This window comes from Paenibacillus sp. J31R109 (genome assembly GCF_059692055.1).
This window is the reverse complement of the sequence record NZ_JCAUAR010000001.1, coordinates 616698-638632: the sequence shown is the minus strand read 5'-3', so window position 1 is coordinate 638632 and position 21935 is coordinate 616698. Positions and strand designations below refer to the sequence as shown.

General features: G+C 41.2%; 24 protein-coding genes. All 24 read right to left on the bottom strand.

What is annotated here, in order from left to right:
• Positions 1–32 precede the first annotated feature (32 nt).
• Entirely contained in the window at positions 33–395 is a 363-nt protein-coding gene (locus AC58QT_RS02890) for a response regulator (RefSeq protein ID WP_028558282.1), read from the bottom strand.
• Between the two features lie 24 nt (positions 396–419).
• Complete coding sequence (gene fliY, locus AC58QT_RS02885) at positions 420–1655, bottom strand: flagellar motor switch phosphatase FliY (RefSeq protein ID WP_497408077.1); 1236 nt, start codon at positions 1653–1655, stop codon at positions 420–422.
• Positions 1648–2646, bottom strand: coding sequence for a flagellar motor switch protein FliM (gene fliM, locus AC58QT_RS02880; protein ID WP_310500311.1), 999 nt, complete (start codon positions 2644–2646; stop codon positions 1648–1650). Before fliM ends, fliY begins: the two co-directional genes overlap by 8 nt.
• Positions 2647–2681: 35 nt before the next feature.
• On the bottom strand, positions 2682–3167 hold the full coding sequence (locus AC58QT_RS02875; protein ID WP_497407601.1) for a flagellar basal body-associated FliL family protein: 486 nt from the start codon (positions 3165–3167) through the stop codon (positions 2682–2684).
• Positions 3168–3389: a flagellar FlbD family protein gene (locus AC58QT_RS02870; protein ID WP_068662571.1), complete on the bottom strand. Its 222-nt coding sequence runs from the start codon at positions 3387–3389 to the stop codon at positions 3168–3170.
• 63 nt (positions 3390–3452) lie between these two features.
• Positions 3453–4277 (bottom strand): flagellar basal body rod protein FlgG, encoded by an 825-nt coding sequence (gene flgG, locus AC58QT_RS02865; RefSeq protein WP_497407600.1) that lies wholly within the window; start codon positions 4275–4277, stop codon positions 3453–3455.
• A gap of 97 nt (positions 4278–4374) precedes the next feature.
• Positions 4375–4758, bottom strand: a complete 384-nt coding sequence (locus tag AC58QT_RS02860; RefSeq protein WP_310500314.1) for a TIGR02530 family flagellar biosynthesis protein — start codon at positions 4756–4758, stop codon at positions 4375–4377.
• Positions 4755–5198, bottom strand: a complete 444-nt coding sequence (locus AC58QT_RS02855) for a flagellar hook capping FlgD N-terminal domain-containing protein (protein ID WP_497407599.1) — start codon at positions 5196–5198, stop codon at positions 4755–4757. Before AC58QT_RS02855 ends, AC58QT_RS02860 begins: the two co-directional genes overlap by 4 nt.
• Positions 5199–5233: 35 nt before the next feature.
• Positions 5234–6655, bottom strand: coding sequence for a flagellar hook-length control protein FliK (locus tag AC58QT_RS02850; RefSeq protein ID WP_497407598.1), 1422 nt, complete (start codon positions 6653–6655; stop codon positions 5234–5236).
• Positions 6656–6689: 34 nt separating this feature from the next.
• Positions 6690–7604 (bottom strand): MotE family protein, encoded by a 915-nt coding sequence (locus AC58QT_RS02845; protein ID WP_497407597.1) that lies wholly within the window; start codon positions 7602–7604, stop codon positions 6690–6692.
• A gap of 23 nt (positions 7605–7627) precedes the next feature.
• Positions 7628–8071 carry a flagellar export protein FliJ gene (gene fliJ / locus AC58QT_RS02840; RefSeq protein ID WP_497407596.1) on the bottom strand — a complete coding sequence of 148 codons (444 nt, stop codon included), beginning with the start codon at positions 8069–8071 and terminating at the stop codon, positions 7628–7630.
• Between the two features lie 9 nt (positions 8072–8080).
• Positions 8081–9409: a flagellar protein export ATPase FliI gene (gene fliI / locus AC58QT_RS02835; RefSeq protein WP_310500319.1), complete on the bottom strand. Its 1329-nt coding sequence runs from the start codon at positions 9407–9409 to the stop codon at positions 8081–8083.
• Positions 9409–10227, bottom strand: a complete 819-nt coding sequence (locus AC58QT_RS02830; RefSeq protein ID WP_497407595.1) for a FliH/SctL family protein — start codon at positions 10225–10227, stop codon at positions 9409–9411. Before AC58QT_RS02830 ends, fliI begins: the two co-directional genes overlap by 1 nt.
• Complete coding sequence (gene fliG, locus AC58QT_RS02825) at positions 10220–11236, bottom strand: flagellar motor switch protein FliG (RefSeq protein WP_310500321.1); 1017 nt, start codon at positions 11234–11236, stop codon at positions 10220–10222. The genes AC58QT_RS02830 and fliG overlap by 8 nt, the downstream gene beginning before the upstream one ends.
• A 14-nt stretch (positions 11237–11250) precedes the next feature.
• Positions 11251–12825 carry a flagellar basal-body MS-ring/collar protein FliF gene (fliF, locus tag AC58QT_RS02820; protein ID WP_497407594.1) on the bottom strand — a complete coding sequence of 525 codons (1575 nt, stop codon included), beginning with the start codon at positions 12823–12825 and terminating at the stop codon, positions 11251–11253.
• A gap of 40 nt (positions 12826–12865) precedes the next feature.
• The gene (fliE, locus tag AC58QT_RS02815) at positions 12866–13174 is read right to left on the bottom strand and encodes a flagellar hook-basal body complex protein FliE (protein WP_497407593.1); all 309 of its coding nucleotides are present in this window, start codon (positions 13172–13174) and stop codon (positions 12866–12868) included.
• 11 nt (positions 13175–13185) lie between these two features.
• Positions 13186–13635, bottom strand: coding sequence for a flagellar basal body rod protein FlgC (gene flgC / locus AC58QT_RS02810; protein ID WP_497407592.1), 450 nt, complete (start codon positions 13633–13635; stop codon positions 13186–13188).
• 6 nt (positions 13636–13641) lie between these two features.
• Positions 13642–14049, bottom strand: a complete 408-nt coding sequence (flgB, locus tag AC58QT_RS02805) for a flagellar basal body rod protein FlgB (RefSeq protein WP_310500325.1) — start codon at positions 14047–14049, stop codon at positions 13642–13644.
• A gap of 218 nt (positions 14050–14267) precedes the next feature.
• The gene (gene codY, locus AC58QT_RS02800; protein WP_056624907.1) at positions 14268–15053 is read right to left on the bottom strand and encodes a GTP-sensing pleiotropic transcriptional regulator CodY; all 786 of its coding nucleotides are present in this window, start codon (positions 15051–15053) and stop codon (positions 14268–14270) included.
• A 36-nt stretch (positions 15054–15089) separates the two neighbouring features.
• Complete coding sequence (gene hslU, locus AC58QT_RS02795) at positions 15090–16487, bottom strand: ATP-dependent protease ATPase subunit HslU (RefSeq protein WP_497407591.1); 1398 nt, start codon at positions 16485–16487, stop codon at positions 15090–15092.
• An 84-nt stretch (positions 16488–16571) separates the two neighbouring features.
• Entirely contained in the window at positions 16572–17126 is a 555-nt protein-coding gene (gene hslV / locus AC58QT_RS02790) for an ATP-dependent protease subunit HslV (RefSeq protein ID WP_057315711.1), read from the bottom strand.
• 194 nt (positions 17127–17320) lie between these two features.
• The gene (trmFO, locus tag AC58QT_RS02785; protein WP_310500327.1) at positions 17321–18637 is read right to left on the bottom strand and encodes an FADH(2)-oxidizing methylenetetrahydrofolate--tRNA-(uracil(54)-C(5))-methyltransferase TrmFO; all 1317 of its coding nucleotides are present in this window, start codon (positions 18635–18637) and stop codon (positions 17321–17323) included.
• An 11-nt stretch (positions 18638–18648) separates the two neighbouring features.
• Positions 18649–20757, bottom strand: coding sequence for a type I DNA topoisomerase (gene topA, locus AC58QT_RS02780; RefSeq protein ID WP_497407590.1), 2109 nt, complete (start codon positions 20755–20757; stop codon positions 18649–18651).
• 71 nt (positions 20758–20828) lie between these two features.
• Positions 20829–21920, bottom strand: a complete 1092-nt coding sequence (dprA, locus tag AC58QT_RS02775; RefSeq protein ID WP_497407589.1) for a DNA-processing protein DprA — start codon at positions 21918–21920, stop codon at positions 20829–20831.
• Positions 21921–21935: the final 15 nt, after the last annotated feature.

The window sequence follows — 21935 nt, the reverse complement described above, 5'->3', positions numbered from 1 at the left end:
GTTTATGTAAGACTCAACCGAATTCGTACGGTTTAACCAAGAGTCTTTTTGATAGCTTCGATTACACGGTCAGCTTGGAATGGTTTTACAATGAAGTCTTTAGCTCCTGCTTGAATAGCATCGATAACCATAGCTTGTTGACCCATCGCAGAACACATAATGACTTTAGCGTTTGGCTCAATTTTTTTAATTTCTTTCAATGCTTGAATACCATCCATTTCAGGCATTGTGATATCCATTGTAATTAGATCAGGCTTCAGTTCTTTATATTTTTCGATAGCTTGCGCTCCATCATTCGCCTCACCGCATACTTCATACCCATTTTTTGATAAAATATCTCGAATCATCATTCTCATAAAAGCTGCATCATCCACAATTAGAATACGGTTAGCCATTGAAAATATCCCCCTAAAATTAAATTATTGTAATTTTTGAATTCGTTCCCATTGATTAACAATGTCAGTTACGCGAACCCCAAAATTCTCATCGATGACGACGACTTCACCTTTGGCAATCAGTTTATTATTCACCAATATATCGACCGGTTCACCAGCAAGTTTGTCCAACTCAATGATCGACCCCTGAGACAGTTCTAAGATATCCTTTATCACCTTATTGGTTCTGCCTAACTCTACCGTTACCTTAAGGGGAATATCCAGAAGTAAATTCAGGTTCGTATCATCTGCTTGCGAGTAAGTACCTGATTGTAAATTACCAAACTGAACAGGTTGAACATTCACATTACGATTGGGTATACCACCTATCGCAGCTGGAGGTTGCTGATACATCGGTTGTTGTGGTTGATACATCGGCTGTCCCATAGGAGGCTGCTGATACATCGGCTGTTCATACACTGGTTGTTGGTAAACAGGTTGCTCATACACAGGTGCAGGTTGTGATCTTGGTGCTTCTTGCACAGGAATAGCTACTACTGGTGCTGCTTGCGCAGCTTCCATGGCTGATTCAGTTTCACCACTACCCATTAGTATGGATACCATTTCTTTGGCGAAAGGAACAGGAAGTAACTGCATAATATTGGAATCAATTAAACTCCCAATGGTGAGTCGGAACGATATCCTTATAAATACGTCCTCATCAGGCAGTTTTCCTTCTCCTTTCGACAAATTTAATATGTCGATTCCTGGTGGAGAGATATTGACAAATCGATTAAAGATGGTAGACATCGAAGTTGCTGATGAACCCATCATCTGATTCATGGCCTCTTGTACGGCGCTGATATGAATTTCACTTAGATTTTCATCGCCTCCTGTACCGTCCCCACCCATCATGAGATCAGCAATAACTTGCGCGTCTTTTGTTTGAATGACTAGCAAATTGATTCCATCAAAGCCATCTACATAATTCACATGAACAGCAACATGAGGTCTAGGAAACTGTTCTTCCAATTCTTCTTTTCCAATAACTGACACCTTAGGTGTCGTAATTTCTACTTTCTTTCCTAGCAGTGTCGATAGCGCTGTCGCCGCGCTGCCAAAGGTAATATTTCCAATTTCCCCAAGTGCATCTTGTTCCAAAGGGGATAAAAAATCTTCAACTTGCGGAGGCCCATGAAATGAAGGGACAGAACTTTCTTCAGATGATTGTCTCAATAAAGCATCGATCTCTTCCTGTGACAAATAGTCTCTGTTATTCATCATATTCTTCTTCTCCTTCATTCACGATTTCTGTAATTTGTACAGCCATCTTCCCTTTTACGGTACCAGGGCTTCCGAGATATTTCAGCTTCTCGCCAACCTTGACTTGAAGCGAATCTTCGACGGATTTATGCAGGGGAATTACATCGCCTATCGTCAACCCTAAGAAATCTCGAATTGAAATTTCAGACGATCCCAACTCTGCAATGAGAGGTAGCTTGGTTTTCTCCAAGCGAGATTGAAGTGCTTCCACTTCTTCAGGTGCTCTCGTCTTCTTCTGGGAAACAAACCAGTGGTGTACAGAAAGTCGAGGCATGATTGGTTCAATAACAACATGAGGAATACATAAGTTGATCATTCCTGTAGTTTCCCCGATTTTGGTGCTCAGCGATATTAATGCAATCGTTTCATTAGGAGAAACAATTTGCATAAACTGCGGATTCGTCTCTAGCGCCTCTAAACGAGGTTGAATATCAATTACATTTTTCCAGGCTTCTTGTAAACTATCGAATGCTCTACTAAAAATACGCTCCATGACTATCGTTTCAATCTCTGTTAATGCATTGATTTTGGTTGGCGTTGTACCTGCTCCACCTAATAATCGATCTAACATAGCAAACGCGACATTGGGATGAACCTCAAGTACCATTCGACCCTCTAAAGGCTCTGCTTCAAAGATGTTCAAAATGGTCATTTTTGGGATCGAACGAATAAATTCATCATAAGGCAATTGTTCAACCTGGACTACACTGATTTGTACGAATGTACGCAGCTGTGCTGAGAAATACGTCGTTAAAAATCGCGCAAAATTTTCATGAATCCGGGTTAAGCTACGAATATGATCTTTAGAAAAGCGTACTGCTCGCTTAAAATCATAAGCCCTTACCTTCTTCTGAGTATCCTCCTTCTTTAGTTCATCTGCATCCATTTCACCAGAAGACAAAGCAGCCAACAAGGCATCGATCTCATTTTGCGATAAAACATCAACCATTCGAGTCACCTCCTCTAAGCAAAATCATTGACGAGTTATTGTAGCACTTTATCAGTTATCCAAATTTGTTTAATTTTACCTTCATGCATTAACTCGTTTAGTTTATTCATAATTGAGGAAGTTAAACTATCTGACCCTTTACTTCCATCGATTTGTTCCTTCGTCATATCTCCCAAGATTTTGACGATTGTACCTTTAACAGCTGAATCCAGCAAGCTATCAAACTCCGATTTAGCTTTAGAATTTTCCATCTCAAATGCAAAACTGATTTTAATAAAATTCTGGCCGCCTGATAAATTAGTCAAAACATCCTTAATGATTGATGTGTTAGCCTTCACCGTTTCAGCGGAAGCAGGTTTCGAAGGCTTTACGCTTGCAGCAGCTTCCTGAGCCTTAACGGCTGGATCTGATGATTGATTGTTCTTCTCCATAAAATTCCACAGTACAAACGCAGCAGTGAGAATTAAGGTGATAGCAATAAGAATGGAAACAATGAGTATAAATATTTTGTTCTTGAACACTTACGAACCCTCCGTATCCCTGGACTGTATTGTCGCTCGTACGGATCCAATTTCTTGCATATAGGTCCGCACTAAGCTTACCACAACCTCTGCCTTTTCGAGAACTGTGATTTTCTTGCCTGTTGTCAAAGTAATCATCGTATCCGGAGTTTCTTCGATAAGTTCTATCAATATGGCATTCAAGATAAGCGGTTTACCATTTAAACGAGTGAGAGAAATCATTATTCTCCTCCTGAATCAGGGTAAGGGGAGCTCGGCTCCCCTTCTTATTCATTCAACTAATCATTAATTCTTAAGATTTACAACCTCTTGAAGAATTTGATCTGAAGTTGTGATAATTCTGGAATTAGCTTGGAAACCACGTTGAGCAATAATCATCTCTGTAAATTCACCAGTTAAGTCTACATTGGACATTTCTAGTTGGCCGGAGATAATAGATCCAACCCCTGTCTCTGGATCACCAGGTATTCCAACTTCAATTTCTTCACCATCTCCAAGAGCATTCCCGGTTACTTGATACAAGTTACCACCGATTTTTTCAAGCCCTGCAGGGTTAGTTATTCTTACAACGCCTACTACTTGCCCAGTATTAATGGTTTCGCCATCCGTATTAACACCAATAATCTCGCCATTTTGAGCAATAGAGAATGATACAATCTCATCTGGGATGATGATAGGTCCTGCTCCTCCTGCCCCCATGACATGAAGTCCCTCTGAATTTACTAGGTTTCTAGTTGGATCCACTGTGAAGTTACCTGCTCTTGTCAAATAAGGCGCATCGACTTGTTCTGTTGTTCCAACTGCGAAGAAGCCATCACCATTTATCCGTAAATCCGTTGGAACATTTGTTGTCATTGCACTACCTGGCGTATGTACGGTATCAATTGCAGCCAAACTAACACCTAATCCAACTTGCTGAGCATTCACACCACCACGATTCTCATCAGGTGCGCTGACGCCTGAAATAGTTTGGCTCAGTATGTCTTTAAACATAACACGGCTACCTTTAAATCCGATGGTATTCACGTTAGCGATATTATTTCCAATAACATCTAGCTTCGTTTGAAAACCACGCATACCTGAAACGCCTGAGTATAAGGATCTTAACATGAAATTGGCCTCCTAGATCGGATAAAAGTATTGAAATATTGAGTTGCTTCTTTCGTTCCACAACTCTAGGCTTCCTGTGAGGTCGAGCCTATCATACTTACGAAATTATCATTGCACTATCGATTTGGGTAAACACATGATCATTCATCGCTTGACCATCTAAGGCAGTTACAACGGTACGATTAGGTACATTTACGATATATCCATTCCCACCTAAAATCAGTAGCGCATCTTTCGCACCTTTGGTAGCCGCTTTATCAATAGCTTGGTTCATTTTTTCAATTTGCTCAGGTTTGAGTTGAATGCCGCGTTCTTTTAGCCTAACTTCAGCATGATGACTAAACCGTACAAATTGATCTTGGAAAATCTTCTGAAAGGAGGAGTTTCCGGCAGGTATTGCTTGCTGCGTTGGAGTTCTTCTCGTTGAACTGGGAGAAACCACATTAGGGTAAAGTTGACCTATGGAAATTCTCTCTGTCATGGAGTTTCTCCAGCATTCTCAATTTTCTTTAACTTATCAAGGGCAACTTCTACACCATTTACAGAGGCGAATTGATTACCGTCTTTAAAAGTTATGGAATCCACTACGCCAGATAATTCGGTTATTTCACCTGCCGCGTCTGTTCCAGTCCAGGAGATCGATTTACCTATTAATCCTGAAACGAAACCTAGAGACTGTCTCATCAATTTCATTTCCCCAGCCATATTGGTCAATTGCTCAACAGATGTAAATTGCGCCATTTGAGCGATAAACTCTTTATCCTGCAAAGGCTGCGTCGGATCTTGATTTTGAAGCTGAGTAATCAAGATTTTCAAAAAATCATCTTTACCCAGAGTCGTTGTATCCTTCTCCTTGCTTTTTGCAGCAGTACCTTTATTAATCAAATCAGTTACATTACCTACAAGTGGGGTTGTAGCCATATGTTCACCTCCAGCATCTTCATTCATTGCACCTTTTAAGCAATAACATCGAAGGAATTACCGTTAGTATTCTTACGAAGCTGTGCTAACTGATCAATGTCTTCTTTAAAATCGACCGCATCCATTTCAATCTCACCTGAACGATTCTTCGGTTGACGTTGTTGTGATTGATTAAATGACTGAGGCTGTCGTTGTTCTTGGAACATGCTAGATGACATATTTTGACTTTGAGTAACTTCTAGCTTCTCTACTTGTAGACCTTGGGTTAGTAGAGCTTGACGTAATTGCGGTAACTGACTTTCGAGCATTTGTTTGCCAGCCAATGTATCTGCAGCGAACTGTGCAAAAAGTTGTCCCTCGTGCATTGAAATCTTCACATCTACATGTCCTAAATTCTTAGGAAACAAAGAAAGTTTAGCCTCAGAAAACCCTTCTGAAATTGTAATTTTCATGTTTTTCAGTACATGTGTCGTCATTTCTTCAGTGAAATTAGCAGCTGTTAACGTTGACACTGGTGCCTTCTCGACGGTTACCGTTACTTGCTGTGCTTTCTGCAAATCACCGATCGTCACAACAGTACTCGTTGTTGTACTAGTTTCGATAGGTAGATCAACAAGCGGTTGAGCTGGTGTTTCAGTAACGTTAGTCGTCTGTTCTAAGACAGCTACCGGAACATGCTTGACAGCAAATTTCTCTGGCCTCGACAATAACGTTTGCAACTGATCAGCAAGGCTTTCGACATCAGACTGACTAGCTTCCTTATTGTCTATGTACTTGCTTGATGGGATGCGACCATCAGATTTAGTTTGATCCTTGGAGCCAACTACAAGTATTCCAGTTAACTTACTAGCTTTTGACAATCCATTTAAAATATCTGGAAGTATGGGTTGAACCGCATTTGTAAGTTCCGAATTTAAATAATTAAGAATTGGATTGTCAGGCTGCTGCTTCGATAAAGCTGACAGCGTTAATAACGTTTTCTGCGCTTTCAAACTCGGAGATTCACTAATTGGTTGTTGTCCACTAGCAAGAAATCCATTTGTAAGTAAGTTTGGCGTATTGCTTAGTGAAGCTAACAAGTCATCTGCATCTTCGAACCACTTTTTCACTTTAGGATTTTGCAATAATTCATCAGCAAGAGCAGGATTACTATTCATCGCATCTAAGAGTAGTTCGGAAAGCTTGCTATCTTGAGTTGACAGCGTAACTTCTTGATCCACAGCAGCTTGAATTGGCATTACCAACGTTTGAAGCATCTGCATCATCATGCTCATTGAAAGGTCAGTCTCAGAAGTTTGTAGATCAACAATAGCTGCACTCTCTTGGGAGGTTTGATCAGAAAGTAATGCTGAGAACGTATCTGTCGCAGCACTTCCATTTGAAGTCCCTTTAGCTGCAGATGTTGAGTTAACTGTTCCTGATTGTGCAACAGGTATTGAATTTATTTGTACACCCATTTTTTTCACCTCCCTTCCTCAACTTCATTCTGAATTAAGGAGTAAGTTTTGCAGCTATCGACGCAGCAGTTTCCTTATTAGCATCGGATAGAGCGGACATTACTTTTGAGCGAGATGCATTATCCATGCCACTAATAATGGATAAAACTTTGGCAGGATTTGTTTTGTTCATTTCTAACAGCACGTTAGCTGCGCTTTTGGGAACCATATTGGCAAAAGTTTGACCAAGATCCGAAGTACTCATGCTAGTTGCTGTCTTGGTATCCTTCGTGTTATTCGTTGCTAATCTTTCTTGTAATGCCGCTATTTCTTTGTCGCGAACTGGTACAACATCCTTTAAACCCATCGACGCAGCAGCTGCCTTAGCTGCATCCATTTTCTCAAGAATCGCTCCGCGGTTGTCTGACTTCATCATCGACAGGACAAGCACCATTTCACTAGGAGTCATTGCCTCAAAGATTGGCGCAGCTTTACTAGGTGTCATTTTGGCGTACATATTAGCAAGTTGTGTAATTTGATTTGCGTATTCTTCTTCCGTTTGTGTCTTATCCTTGAGTTTTTCTTCAAGCTCAGCAACCTTCGCAACAGCTTCCTTCAAAGAAGCATCTTTATGCTCCGTCGTTGAATCTGCCTTTTGTAAGGCACTCGTCAATTCATTAACACGCGCATTCAGCTTGGTAATTTCATCCTCTTTTAGCTTTACGCTTTGCTCAGAGGTCGTAACTTTACCTTCAGCTGTTAGCGGAGCTGACTCTTTGGGTGCTGGGACTATTAATCCAATGACAGGCGTATTGTGCAATGCTTTTTGAATACTACTTTTGATGTCATAATCAAAAATGGAAAGCAGCACGAAGAGTAGAACCGCCGTAAACACAAAGGGGATGACAAACCAAATTAAAAATCGCTCCAGTGCACTATACGATGCACCCTCTACGCTTGTATCGGCCATCTCTTCGTCCCTCCTTTTCTACCTTAATACGATGCACGTCTGAATCGATTGGTTGCCATTTCATCAAGAGCATCCTGCTCTTTTTTGGCTATCATTATTTGAAATTTGTTTTGTGCTTTTTCTCTTGCCTTAGTCCAAACCTTCTCATCTATCATTTTTACTGATAAATGTTCCTGCTTTTCAGATACGATATGCTTTGCTTGTTTAACATCTTGATGCTTACGAGCGATCTGATTGTCTACATGGTTCATGTAACTCTGCATCATAAGCATGTTTGAAATTGTTACTGAGTGACTGGTTGCTTGAATCATCTCATTGTGTAAGTTTTCTTTTTGCTCAACCAATCCATTTAAGCTCGATTCTTCGTTTCGTAATTGTCCCATTGCCTCAGATAAAATCCATTCCGCTTGTGTTCTTTCATTATTCTTCAAATCGACAATTTGCTGGAAAGAATACCGAAAACTCATCTAGGACCCTCATCCCTTATAAAATTCTTGGATTAATCGTTCTTGAGCTTCTTCATAAGTTAGCTTTTCACTAGTTCGCTGCTTCGTAAAATTCCAGATAGCCTCAATATTTTCCATAGCATTATCGATATTTGGATTAGATCCAGTTTGATACGCCCCTATATTGATAAGATCTTCCGAATCTTTATATATAGAAAGAAGACGTTTCAATTGATCGGCAGCTTCCATATGTTCGGAAGGAACGATTTCTTTCATTACACGGCTCACACTCGATAGCACATCGATAGCAGGGTAATGACCTTTATTCGCAATACTACGATCGAGGACGATATGACCATCCAAGATTCCTCGTACCGCATCTGCTATTGGCTCATTCATGTCATCACCATCAACAAGCACTGTGTAAAATGCCGTAATGGAACCCTTTGCTCCCGTACCTGAGCGCTCCAATAGTCTTGGCAACATGGCGAAAACAGATGGTGTGTATCCACGTGTAGCTGGTGGTTCACCAACTGCTAGTCCAACCTCGCGTTGCGCCATTGCAAAACGTGTAACGGAGTCCATCATCATCATGACATTTAATCCACGATCTCTAAAGTACTCAGCAATACTAGTTGCAATCATTGCACCTTTAATCCGGATTAGCGCTGGTTGGTCTGAAGTTGCTACTATAACAACTGAACGTGCCAAACCTTCTGGACCAAGATCTCGTTCAATGAAATCCAAGACCTCTCGACCACGTTCTCCAATGAGAGCAATGACATTGACATCAGCGGACGTATTTCGGGCAATCATACCCATTAATGTACTTTTCCCGACACCAGAACCTGCGAAAATACCTACACGCTGGCCTTTACCAATTGTCAATAGTCCATCTATACAACGAACACCTACAGAAATTGGATTAAGCACACGTGGTCGTGTAAGTGGGTTACTCGGTGCATTATTAGTAGAATATTGTGCCATTCTAGAAGGTAGATAAGAACCATCTAATGGTTGTCCTAAACCATCTAGAACTTTGCCCAATAACTCATGTCCAACCTGAACTGTTAATGGTTTACCTGTGCCAACAACATCACAACCAGGACCAATTGCGTCGAGATTACCTAGCGGCATTAGAATCACTTTGTTACTTCGGAAACCAACGACTTCCGCTTTTAACGGTTTATTCGATTTATGCGGATAGATATAACAAAGATCACCAATACTGACATCAGGTCCCTCTGATTCAACAGTAAGTCCAATAACTTGCGTTACTTTGCCGTTTACTCGAATGGGATCAATCGTTTGTAAAACCTCTTTGTATTTATCTGCCTTCGGGATGGATGTCCGTGCCATTAAGATTCCTCGCTTTGTATGGCCAATTGCTGCAGAGCTGACTTAATTTCTTTCAGCTGCGTATCAATTCTCGCATCGATACTTCCATAAGAAGAGCGAATGACACATCCTTGATCTTGCACGGATGAGTCTGGGATTATTTCGAGTTCGGCCTGTGAATCGATCGAAGTGATCAATTCTTCTCTTGCATCTTGGATGTAGGAGAATTGCGATGGAGCTACACATAAGGTTATAATTCCTTTTTCACGTCTACGTGATAGTACTTTTTGTATGAGTTCTATCACCCATTCAGGTTCAAGCGTTAACTGTCGAAGAATTATCTTCTCTGCAATTGATGTACTTAATTCAATTAGAAACGGCTCTGATTCTTGTATAATTTGTCGCTTCAGCTTATACGATTGTTCGAGAATAGAACTCGCTTCAACAAGCATTTCATTATATTGTTTGCGGAGCGCTTCCTCTGCCTGAGCAGCCCCTTCTCGATAGCCTTCTTCAAATCCTGCTTGCTTCGATACGTTGATTAGCTCTTCATCTTCAACTCGCTTGCTTTCCCACCACTCTGCAATATCTAACTCTGTTTGTTGACGTATCAACGCACACTCGCGCTTAGCCTCTTCAATTTGTTCACTTGCAAAGGCTTCAGCATCTTTCAAAATTTGATTCTTTAAGGAAGTAGCATCTTTAATCTCCAAATGCATTTCCTCTGTCCAGCCATCATCAATTGCAGTTGGCGCATCAGGTTTTGGAAGAGATAGCGTTTCAACAATCTTTTTATCTTCAATGGGATAATAAGCAAAAGATTTAATGACATTAGACAATAATATCATCTCCTCCACCACGAGCGATGATGATTTCACCCGACTCTTCTAGACGGCGAATCGTTCCAACGATACGGGTTTGCGCTTCTTCTACATCTCGCAAACGGACAGGTCCCATAAATTCCATTTCATCTTTAAATGTCTCAGCCATACGCTTGGACATGTTTTTAAATAGCACATCACGGACTTCTTCACTCGCAACTTTAAGCGCAAGCTGTAAATCAGCATTTTCAATATCGCGTATAATTCGTTGAATCGAACGATTGTCGATATTGACAATATCCTCGAATACAAACATCCGCTTTTTGATTTCTTCGGCAAGTTCTGGATCTTGAATTTCTAAAGAGTCGAGAATTGTACGTTCCGTACCACGGTCAACACCATTCAATATCTGAACAATTGAAGCAATACCGCCAGCATTTGTATAATCTTGTGTAACAGTAGATGACAACTTCTGCTCCAATACACGTTCAACCTGGGAAATAACTTCAGGCGAAGTACTGTCCATAAGCGCGATCCGTTTTGCAACATCAGCCTGCTTCTCCTGAGGGAGTGATGACAAGATAATGGATGCTTGTTCTGCTTGTAAATAGGACAAGACGAGTGCAATTGTTTGAGAATTCTCATTTTGAATGAAATTGAGAATTTGAGCAGGATCTGCTTTTCTTGCAAAGTCAAATGGTCTTACTTGAAGTGTAGCGGTTAAGCGATTAATAATATCAAGCGCTTTTTGAGAACCAAGTGCTTTCTCCAAAATATCTTTTGCGTAGGCAATACCGCCTTGGGAAATAAATTCCTGGGCCAGACAAATTTGGTGAAATTCAGCAAGAATCGATTCTTTTTCTATAGTATCTACTTTACGTACATTAGCGATCTCAAGCGTTAATTGTTCAATTTCTTCTTCACGTAAATGTTTGAAGATTTGTGCAGATACCTCAGGGCCTAAACTGATCAAAAGAATAGCTGCCTTTTGTCGTCCGGTCAACCCTTGTAAAGCGGCTCTGGCCATATACAAGTGCACCTCTATTCATCAACTAACCAAGTACGCAACAGATTAACGAATTCTTCTGGCCGTTTTCTCGCAAGCATTTCGAGCTGCTTACGTACTTGATTGTCATTTGTTACATTTTCGATATCAATTGTTGGAAGCTCTGCCTTTTGGGCCTCGCCACTCATTGCTTGATCCAGTAATTGTTGTGCGTTTTTCTTACGTCTTCTCATTGCTAGTCCGATAAACGTACCAACAGCTAGTGCAGCTAATGCTAATGCACCATACGTCAGGTATGTAGATGTCTTAGTCGCGCTTGCATCCGAAGTTCTAGCAAAAGAATGTGGAAATACATAAACTTTTTTCCTTAATTCTTCGTCAGTATATGTAACCTTATTATCTGCAAGTGCAGTTCTGACAATATTGGCGAGTGCATCTCGAATGGCATCAGTCGTCTGTGACGTCAACGAGTTCGGATCATCTCTTACTGGTGGCTCAATCCCAACATTAATGCTTACATCCTTTACTACATAAGGTGTTGCAATAATGTCATTCGTGATACGATCCACTTCATAATTGACCGTCTTACTGTTTTCTTCCGAATTGGACTTCCCTGCTGCAGATGCTCCCGGATAGCCCGGAACATCCGTTTCGCCAGTTCCAGGAACGCCTCCTGTATCCGCACCATTATTCTGATAAGACTTGCTTGCTTCCTGCAAAGAAATTTCCAAGCCTTTTTGATCAACTTGATTTGGTGCGCGGACAAGCTGTTCCTTCGTTTTCTTCTGATCAAAATTCATAGTTGTAAACACGCTAACCGTAATTTTATCTCGTCCAAACATTGTACTAAGCATGGAATTGATGTTTTTCTGCAAATCGTTTCTGAATTGCGTGTTTATGTCCGTGTTACTTCCCAGTTGGGAACTATTTGAATCTCCACTGAACTTGTACGTAAGTAAGTTCTGGTCAGAGATCGTTATGTTCTCAATAGGAAGATTTTTAATGCTGTGAGATACTAAATTATAAATGGTATCCACTTTAGGTTGATCCAATGAATATCCCTGCTTAACTTGCAGGACAACTGACGCAGTTGCTTTCTCTGCTTGTTGTTGCAAGAATGGACCTTCTTCTGGAAGTGAGATATTTACCTTGGAGCTAGAAATGGCTTGGTTTGAATTGATGAGCTGTTGAAGTTCTCCTTGAATTGCACTTAAGTATTTGACTTTAAATTCGTTATCTGTAATTCCGAATGAACTGCTTCCGCTAAAAGCTTCAAAACCTAAGGAACCATTTTTATTTAATCCTTGCGATTCCACAGCAAGCTTTACATTAGCAACTTCACTTGTCGGTACTTCAATACTTTTACCGTCCGCACTCAAATGATATGGTATTTTGGCTGTATCCAGATATGATTTGATATTCGCAGCATCACTTGGCTGTAATTCTGTATATGCCAATGAATACTCTGTCTTCGACATATTAAAACTTATAATGGCAGCAGTCAAAATTAGTAAGAACACAGTTGCTATGAAAATAATTTTCGTCGTTCGATTATAACGATTCCAGTACTGCTTCACCTTTTCCCAGTACTGGAGCAGGTTCTCGTTCACTCTGTCACCTCATTGACCCAAATTTAGCAGCATCTCTATACTACAGCTGCATTCTCATGATTTCTTGGTACGCCTCAAGCACTTTATTTCTGACTTGAACGGTAAGTTCGAGCCCTAATGAAGCTTTCTCAGAGGCAATTGTCAATTGATGAACATCTGAAAGTTCTCCTTTAATGAAGCTTTCGTTCAATTGATCGACTTGCTTTTGTTGAACAGTTAGATTAGTCATGGCATCATTCAGGAATGAACCAAATTTCTTGCCAAGATCATCCGCACCATCACCCGTATTATCCTTCGGAGTAACGGAACTCATTATATTTAACGGACTATAATTAATTTTATCAATCATCCTGCAACCTCCTATCTACCGATTTCCAGTGCTTTGCTAATCATTGATTTACTCGCATTTAATGCCGTAACATTGGCTTCATATGAACGCGTTGCCGAGATCATGTCGACCATTTCTTTGGCAATGTCAACGTTCGGCATATAAACAAATCCATTCGTATCCGCATCTGGATGTGAAGGGTTATACACTTGTTTTAATGGTGAGTTATCTTCAAAAATTTTATTCACTCGCACCCCTTCGCCCGTGCCATCTGCCATTGCTGAATTTAGCTTTTGAGCGAAACTTGGCTGCGATTTCGTCTCGAATGAAACTAACTTCCTCGTATAAGGCACCCACTTGCCGTCCACAAACCTTGCTCGCGTTGTATCCGCATTGGCGATATTGGATGACACTACATCCATACGCAGCCGTTGTGCAGTCAATGCAGATGCACTGATGTCAAATCCGTTTGTAAGTCTCATCGTTTATTACCTGCCTCCAATGACCGCTCGAATTTTTTTGAAGTCGCTGTTCATCTGCTGAATCATCGTGTTGTATTTCAGTTGGTTTTTTGCCATCAATGCCATTTCGTAATCCATATCTACATTGTTAAGGTTGGTGTTAATTGCTGTCGAATTATCTGATTTAATCTCAGCATTTGGTAATTTTGTTGATTTTCCAATAACAAAATGCCTTGGGTCTGTTCGAAAACCATCTATTGAGGGGGTACCCGCATTCATTTGTCCTTGTAAGAGTTCTTCAAATGCAACATCGGAACGTTTAAAGTTAGGAGTATCCACATTGGCAATGTTATTCGCTACCACTTTTTGTCTTAGCGTCGATGCATCCAGCGATCGCTCCATCATATTCCAACTAGGCTTGTCTAATAAAGACATAAACGATTCCCCTTCACTCTAAAATAATCAGATACTACTTCAACATCGTGAGAATTTAATCCTTTTTATTTCGACATTATTCTCATTTCCCGATACAAAATAGTTCTATATGTAGAAAAATGTAAACCTTTGACTGATAACTCTATCATCTAAGATATTAGGTTAAGTTACAATAAGAAAAAAGCCCTATCTTTTTACAAGATAGGGCCTTCCTATTTTTACAACTTAGACTTCATCTGTTCAATGCTCTGCATTAATTGTTCATTTAGAATACGGATATAAGTGCCTTTCATACCAAGTGATCGCGTTTCAATGACGCCAGCACTTTCAAGTTTACGTAGGGCATTTACAATAACTGAACGTGTTATACCTACTCGATCAGCAATTTTACTCGCCACTAACAAGCCTTCTTTACCATCTAACTCTTCGAAAATATGTTCGACAGCTTCCATCTCACTGAAAGATAATGAGCCAATAGCAACTTGAACAACTGCTTTACTGCGGGCTTCTTCTTCAATTTCTTCCGCACGTTCTCTTAATATCTCCATTGCAATTACGGTTGAACCATATTCAGCCAGCACCAGATCATCATCAATAAAGTGCCCTTCGCTTCGACTCAAGATTAATGTCCCTAACCGATCTCCCCCGCCAATAATAGGCACTAAAGTCGTATGAGTTGCAGGAAACATATCTTTCATTTGATCCGTGTAATAGAAATACGGGCTATCAGGCTCCGATGTGGAGGAAGTCTCCTCGATTTTAAGTAACAAATTATTCGATTCAATAGGAAATCTGCGTTCAATTAGAATCGTTTGATTCATTTCAGGCGAAACAGGATCATTTGTTACCGCATAACCTAAGATTTTCCCCTTACGACTCACAACATAAATATTTGCAATAACTACATCTCGAAGAACTTCTGCCATATCCATAAAGCTAACCGCATTACCCGCTTCTTTTTGGAGTAATCGATTCAGCCTTCTTGTTTTATTTAATAAACTCATGTAACTGCCTCCTACTAACTGCAACCTGCTTGGTTCTTATAAAATATACTGACTTAAATCTCGATTCTGAACAATGCTGCTCAGCTTCTCGCGGACATAAGCCGGATTGATAACAATAGACTCTAATGTGATTTCCGGTGCTTCATATGATAGATCTTCCAACAATTTTTCTAAAATTGTATGTAAACGACGAGCTCCGATGTTTTCTGTTTGTTGATTAACTTCTACAGCAATACGAGCGATTTCATGAATAGCTTCCTCCGCAAACTCAACAGTTATACCTTCTGTTTGCAATAAAGCTGTATATTGTTTAGTTAAAGCATTTTTAGGCTCCGTCAATATCGAAACAAAGTCTTCTAACGTTAAATCGCTTAATTCCACTCGAATGGGGAATCTGCCTTGCAACTCTGGAATGAGATCCGAAGGTTTAGCAATATGGAAAGCTCCGGCGCCAATGAATAAGACATAGTCAGTTTTGACAGGGCCATACTTCGTCACAACCGTAGAACCTTCAACAATTGGCAAAATATCTCTTTGAACACCTTCGCGCGAAATATCCGGCCCGCTACCGCCGCGGCTGTTACTTGCTATTTTATCTATCTCATCGATAAAAATAATGCCACTTTGTTCCGCCCGGTTAATTGATTCCTGGATCACGTCATCCATATCAATTAATTTCTGAGCTTCTTCTTGTGTTAGAACTTTTCTCGCTTCTTTCACAAGTAATCTGCGTTTTTTTGTCTTTTTGGGTAGGAGACTACCGAACATTTCTTGCATATTCATGCCTGCTTGCTCGTTGCCTTGACCACCTAACATATCTAACATAGAAGGCGCAGTGTCTTCTACTTCAATTTCGACATGATCACTTTCTAATTTACCATTGGATAATTGCTCGGCGACTTGAGCTCTTTTAGAAGCCAGATTAGAATCAGGCGGCGTCTCTTCTTGCTCATCTTTATTTTGCCCGCCAAACAACATCTCAAGCGGGTTACGCTGCGTTTTCGCGCGGGTTGGACTTGGCGCTAGTAAAGAAACTAATCGCTCATTAGCAAGCTTCTCTGCACGATCCTTGACCTTCTCCATACGTTCAGCCTTGACCATACGAACAGCCGTTTCAACCAAGTCACGTACCATGGATTCGACATCACGTCCCACATAGCCTACTTCGGTGAATTTCGTTGCCTCCACTTTAATAAAAGGGGCTCCAACCAACTTTGCAAGTCTGCGTGCGATTTCTGTCTTGCCCACTCCAGTTGGTCCAATCATAAGGATGTTTTTGGGAACAATTTCATCTCTCATGCTTTCATCGACTAGATTTCTCCGGTAACGATTTCTCAAAGCAATTGCAACGGATTTCTTCGCTTTCTTTTGACCCACAATGTATCGATCTAATTCATGGACAATTTGTTTAGGTGTTAGAGAGCTGTTTGCCATATGTGGTACCCCCTTAAATGTAGGCTAAAGCCAATTGATCAATGATGAGCGCGTGCTCATTAACTTAGAAACAAACGTCCTAGTCTATTCAATTTCTTCTACAATAATATTATGGTTGGTAAACACACATATTTCAGCTGCTGTCGTCAAAGCCGCGTGAGCAATTTCCTTCGCACTTAGCTGAGGTGCATGCCGATGAAGTGCTCTACCTGCTGATAAGGCAAAACTCCCACCTGAACCAATAGCCAAAATGCCATCATCGGGTTCAATGACTTCTCCATTGCCTGAAAGCAGTAGTAATCCAGAAGCATCCATGACAATCATCATAGCTTCAAGTCTTCGTAAGACACGATCTTGGCGCCAATCTTTGGTCAGTTCTACAGCAGCCCGCTGAAGGTTACCATGATGTTCTTCCAGCTTTCCTTCAAACTTTTCAAACAGTGTGATCGCATCAGCTACGGAACCAGCAAAACCAGCAATGACTTTCCCTCTATGTAAACGCCGTACTTTTTTGGCCGTGCTTTTCATGATCATACTATTGCCAAATGTCACTTGACCGTCGCCAGCAATAGCTCCCTTACCTTGATGACGGATCGCAAATATCGTTGTCGCATGAAACGTAGCTTGATTGGGTTCCATTTCAATTCACCCCTCTATAAGTATCGTACCCGTTATGAAGATCTCACCATGCTATGAGTCGCAAAATGAGAGAAACCTCTAGCGAGGTCTGAAAGTTAAGAAGACCGCATCTAGAGGTAAATGTATGATCAAACCAATGAAAAATGCAATAAAACATTAATTTATAGTAACATATCGGATCATCCGATTACAACTTATTCAACAACTGTTTTCACAAAATTCTGAATACTCTCCAATGCACGATTGGCCAGCATTTCATATTTTTCCTTTTTGTTACGAATCCGCTCTGGTAATGCAGGAAGCAATCCAAAGTTCGCATTCATCGGCTGGAAATGCTTGGAATCCGCTGTCGTGATGTACTGTGCCATGCTGCCTAAGGTCGTTTCAGCCGGCAAGACTATGCAAGCTTCACCTTTTGCCATTCGACCAGCATTAAGACCAGCTATTAAACCAGAGGCAGCCGATTCTACATACCCCTCTACGCCAGTCATTTGACCTGCGAAGAAAAGATTCTCGCGACGTTTGTATTGATAAGTTGGTTCAAGCAGCTTAGGCGAGTTAATGAATGTATTGCGATGCATAACCCCATAGCGAACGAATTCCGCTTGTTCTAGACCAGGGATCAGCTGAAGCACACGCTTCTGTTCTCCCCATTTTAAATGCGTTTGGAAACCTACTAAATTATACAAAGTACCAGCAGCATTATCTTGACGAAGCTGTACAACAGCATGAGGCATTTTACCCGTATGCGGGTTAATTAAACCTACTGGCTTCATCGGTCCGAATAGCACCGTTTGTTTGCCGCGTTTCGCCATAACTTCCAAAGGCATACAGCCTTCGAAATAAATTTCTTTCTCGAATTCCTTTAATTCTGCGACTTCAGCTGTAATTAGCGCCTCGTAGAATACATTGAATTCTTCCTCCGTCATCGGACAATTCAGGTATGCGGCTTCTCCTTTATCATAACGCGAAGCTAAATATACCTTATTCATATCGATGGAGTCTTTCTCTACAATCGGTGCAGCAGCATCATAGAAGTACAGATACTCTTCGCCCATTAATGCTTTTAGCTCCGCTGCTAAATCAGGAGAAGTTAGTGGCCCTGTAGCCACAACCGTAATACCCTCAGGAAGCGTCTGAAGCTCTTCATTGCGTACCTCAATTAAGGGGTGATTGCGCAAAGTATTCGTCACTGATTGTGAAAATCCATCGCGATCAACTGCTAAGGCGCCCCCAGCAGGCACTGCATGCTCGTCAGCGCAAGCTAGAATAAGAGAGTCCATTCGTCTCATTTCTTCTTTTAGAACACCAACTGCATTCGTTAAACCGTTAGAGCGTAGTGAGTTACTACAGACAAGCTCAGCAAATTGATCCGTGATGTGAGCTGGCGTTTTTCGTTTATTACGCATTTCATATAAAGTAACAGGCACGCCTTGACGGGCTATTTGCCACGCAGCTTCACTGCCTGCCAATCCTGCGCCGATGACTGTTACTCTTTGATTTTCTGGCAAAATCAGACACCTCAATCTTTCATATCATCTGTGTGATCGGAATCTTCAACTGCCTCTTCCTTATGATCACATTGTGTACATTGTATCATAACGCCATTTTTGCTCCGCTTCTCTATCATCATAGAACTGCAAACAGGGCATGGCCGATTGACGGGTTTATCCCAAGAAACGAAATCACAGGTTGGATATTGATCACAACCGTAGAATACGCGCCCCTTTTTACTTCTACGTTCTACAATTTTCCCAGTGTGACAAGTCGGGCAAGTAACACCGATGTCTTTAATGATGGGTTTCGTATTCCGACAATCCGGGAAACCGGAGCATGCAAGGAATTTACCGAAACGTCCCATTTTATAAACGAGATGCTTGCCACATTTTTCACAAATCTCATCAGAAACTTCATCTTGAATCTCAATTTCTTTCATTTCTTCTTCAGCAAATTCTAAGCGCTTTTCAAAGGAAGTATAGAAGCTATCCAGAACTCTTACCCAATCCTCTTTCCCTTCTTCGACAAAGTCCAACTCTTCTTCCATATGAGCGGTAAACTCGATATCTAGAATTTCCGGGAAAAACTCTTGCATTAATTGGATAACAAGCTCACCTAGCTCCGTTGGTACGAATTTCTTCTCTTCGATCGCCACGTAACCACGTTTCTGGATCGTTTCTAATGTGGGAGCGTAAGTACTTGGACGCCCGATTCCCATTTCCTCAAGTGCACGAACTAAACGTGCTTCCGTATACCTTGGTGGTGGTTGCGTAAAATGTTGCTTCGGCTCTACACTTTGTTTCGGCAATGAATCTCCTTTGGACAGAGGAGGAAGCAATTTATCTTCTTCTGTCGTTCCGTCATCATTGCTTTCTACGTACACTTTCATGAACCCAGCGAATTTCATCTTAGATCCGTTCGCTCTAAATATGGTCTCTCCTGCGTTTAAATCAATCGTCATCGTATCCAAGATTGCGGACGCCATTTGGCTTGCAACAAAGCGATCCCACACTAGCTTGTACAATCGGTACTGATCTTTACTCAAGAACGCTTTCATTTGATCAGGTTCACGAAGTACGGAAGTTGGTCGAATCCCCTCGTGCGCATCTTGTGCATTCGCATTTTTCTTCAAATATTGACGAGGTGTCTCAGGATAAAAAGTTGGTCCATATTTCGTCATAATAAAGTCTTTGGCTTCTTCTTGGGCAATTGGAGAAATCCGCGTAGAATCCGTACGCATATACGTAATTAAACCAACGGTACCTTCCTTACCTAAATCGATACCTTCATATAATTGCTGCGCCACTGACATTGTCTTGGATGCACGGAAATTAAGTTTTCGCGCTGCCTCTTGTTGCAAGGAGCTTGTAATAAAAGGAGGGGAAGGATTACGCTGGCGCTCTTTCTCTTTCACTTCTTTTACTGTAAACGGATCGTTACCCATTGCAGCAAGTATCAAATCAACATCTTGTTGCGAATTCAGTTCTTTTTTCTCACCATTATGACTATGATACTTAGCTTCAAACACAGTTTTGCCTGCATCAAGAACGGCTGTAATTGACCAGTACTCTTCTGGTTCAAAAGCTTTTATTTCATTTTCACGGTCTTGAATCAATTTCACCGCGACGGATTGTACACGACCTGCTGACAGTCCTTTCTTCACTTTTTTCCAAAGTAATGGACTGATTTTGTAACCAACAAGACGATCTAGTATTCGGCGCGCCTGCTGAGCATTCACTAAATCTTGATTGATGCGGCGAGGTGTTTTAAATGCATCCTTAACCGCTTCCTTCGTTATCTCATTAAAGACAACACGACAAAGCTCTTCTGGACCAACATCGAGGTAGTGTGCTAAATGCCATGCAATAGCTTCCCCTTCGCGATCCGGATCCGCCGCTAGATATATTTTTTTCACTTTTTTACTTGCGTCTTTGAGTTCTTTAAGGATAGAACCCTTTCCACGAATCGTTATGTATTTAGGCTCAAAGTTACGGTCGACTTCTACGCCAATTTGGCTTTTCGGAAGGTCGCGAATATGACCCATCGATGCTTTCACGATGAACTTACTACCTAAATATTTGCCGATGGTTTTGGCTTTTGCTGGTGACTCTACAATGACTAACGAATCTGCCATGGTTCGTCCTTCCTCCCCTCTTGGTTTCAAGGTAAAGTTTACTTGGCGAGAAGCAAAACTTCGTGATTAGCCTATGCTCGAATGTATGTTGAACCCGGAAGCTGTTTAATCGCCTTTTTCAATAGTAAAGATAACAGAACTGCATGCAAATGTCCAAACGTAAATTGACTGTCTTCTAATAAAGTGTCTATTGAGATTGGTTCATCCGTCAACTTTCGAACAATTTCGACTTCATCATCAGTGAGTTCGAAGCTCGGTTTATGCTGTAAGGCTACATTTATTTCATCCACATTTATCATGTGTTTATACTCTTCGACAATTTCCTCAACACACGTGACTAATTTCGCGCCATCCTTCAAAAGTTTGTGTACACCACTGCTTTGGCGTGAGTGTATGGGCCCCGGAACCGCAAAAACATCACGTGAAGCATCTAATGCAAACTCAACTGTGATCAGTGACCCGCTATCTTTCGCAGCCTCAACAACGGTAACTCCCATTGATAATCCAGCAATAATACGATTTCGCTGCGGAAACATGCCCGGGTGCATGCTGGTGCCAATTGGGTATTCTGAAATAATGACGCCTTGCTGCTCGATATTGCGATATAACAGCGCATTTTCTCGTGGATAGATCACATTAATCGCACATCCAAGCACTGCTACCGTCTTCGCCTTACCTTGAAGTGCCCCTATATGAGCTTTGCTATCTATGCCTCTCGCTAATCCACTGACGATACCAAAACCTGCTCTGGAAAGTGAAGCTGCCCACTCTTCTGCGATTTTCTTCCCATAAAGCGTTGGCGTTCGCGTTCCTACAATCCCAAGTAATCGACCGTTTAAATATGACGGATCACCTTTCACATATAGCACCCAAGGTGGCTGAGCAATTTCCTTCAGGTTCGACGGATAATCCTCATCGTAAAGAGTCATTACTCGAATGGATTGACTTCTATATAAGTGTAACTTTTGTTCAATAAAGTCAGGGGTTAATCGTGTCGCAATTAGTTCTGCGATAGCCGAACGTATTCCACAAGAAGCAATTTCACTTGCAGATCGTCCAATCAATGCACGTGGCTCAGAAAATCGATTTAAAAGCTGGTGTATAGTTTTCCACCCAACTCCCTCAAGCTCGTGCAAGCCAATTAAACAGTTGCGATTATCCATTAGTATATACACTCC

Excerpts from the sequence above, each read along its gene's own strand:
- AC58QT_RS02890 (WP_028558282.1), bottom strand. The coding sequence starts at position 395 with ATGGCTAACCGTATTCTAATTGTGGATGATGCAGCTTTTATGAGAATG.
- fliY (WP_497408077.1), bottom strand. The coding sequence starts at position 1,655 with ATGAATAACAGAGACTATTTGTCACAGGAAGAGATCGATGCTTTATTG.
- fliM (WP_310500311.1), bottom strand. The coding sequence starts at position 2,646 with ATGGTTGATGTTTTATCGCAAAATGAGATCGATGCCTTGTTGGCTGCT.
- AC58QT_RS02870 (WP_068662571.1), bottom strand. The coding sequence starts at position 3,389 with ATGATTTCTCTCACTCGTTTAAATGGTAAACCGCTTATCTTGAATGCC.
- flgG (WP_497407600.1), bottom strand. The coding sequence starts at position 4,277 with ATGTTAAGATCCTTATACTCAGGCGTTTCAGGTATGCGTGGTTTTCAA.
- AC58QT_RS02860 (WP_310500314.1), bottom strand. The coding sequence starts at position 4,758 with ATGACAGAGAGAATTTCCATAGGTCAACTTTACCCTAATGTGGTTTCT.
- AC58QT_RS02855 (WP_497407599.1), bottom strand. The coding sequence starts at position 5,198 with ATGGCTACAACCCCACTTGTAGGTAATGTAACTGATTTGATTAATAAA.
- AC58QT_RS02850 (WP_497407598.1), bottom strand. The coding sequence starts at position 6,655 with ATGGGTGTACAAATAAATTCAATACCTGTTGCACAATCAGGAACAGTT.
- AC58QT_RS02845 (WP_497407597.1), bottom strand. The coding sequence starts at position 7,604 with ATGGCCGATACAAGCGTAGAGGGTGCATCGTATAGTGCACTGGAGCGA.
- fliJ (WP_497407596.1), bottom strand. The coding sequence starts at position 8,071 with ATGAGTTTTCGGTATTCTTTCCAGCAAATTGTCGATTTGAAGAATAAT.
- fliI (WP_310500319.1), bottom strand. The coding sequence starts at position 9,409 with ATGGCACGGACATCCATCCCGAAGGCAGATAAATACAAAGAGGTTTTA.
- fliG (WP_310500321.1), bottom strand. The coding sequence starts at position 11,236 with ATGGCCAGAGCCGCTTTACAAGGGTTGACCGGACGACAAAAGGCAGCT.
- fliE (WP_497407593.1), bottom strand. The coding sequence starts at position 13,174 with ATGATTGATAAAATTAATTATAGTCCGTTAAATATAATGAGTTCCGTT.
- flgC (WP_497407592.1), bottom strand. The coding sequence starts at position 13,635 with ATGAGACTTACAAACGGATTTGACATCAGTGCATCTGCATTGACTGCA.
- flgB (WP_310500325.1), bottom strand. The coding sequence starts at position 14,049 with ATGTCTTTATTAGACAAGCCTAGTTGGAATATGATGGAGCGATCGCTG.
- codY (WP_056624907.1), bottom strand. The coding sequence starts at position 15,053 with ATGAGTTTATTAAATAAAACAAGAAGGCTGAATCGATTACTCCAAAAA.
- hslU (WP_497407591.1), bottom strand. The coding sequence starts at position 16,487 with ATGGCAAACAGCTCTCTAACACCTAAACAAATTGTCCATGAATTAGAT.
- hslV (WP_057315711.1), bottom strand. The coding sequence starts at position 17,126 with ATGGAACCCAATCAAGCTACGTTTCATGCGACAACGATATTTGCGATC.
- topA (WP_497407590.1), bottom strand. The coding sequence starts at position 20,757 with ATGGCAGATTCGTTAGTCATTGTAGAGTCACCAGCAAAAGCCAAAACC.
- dprA (WP_497407589.1), bottom strand. The coding sequence starts at position 21,920 with ATGGATAATCGCAACTGTTTAATTGGCTTGCACGAGCTTGAGGGAGTT.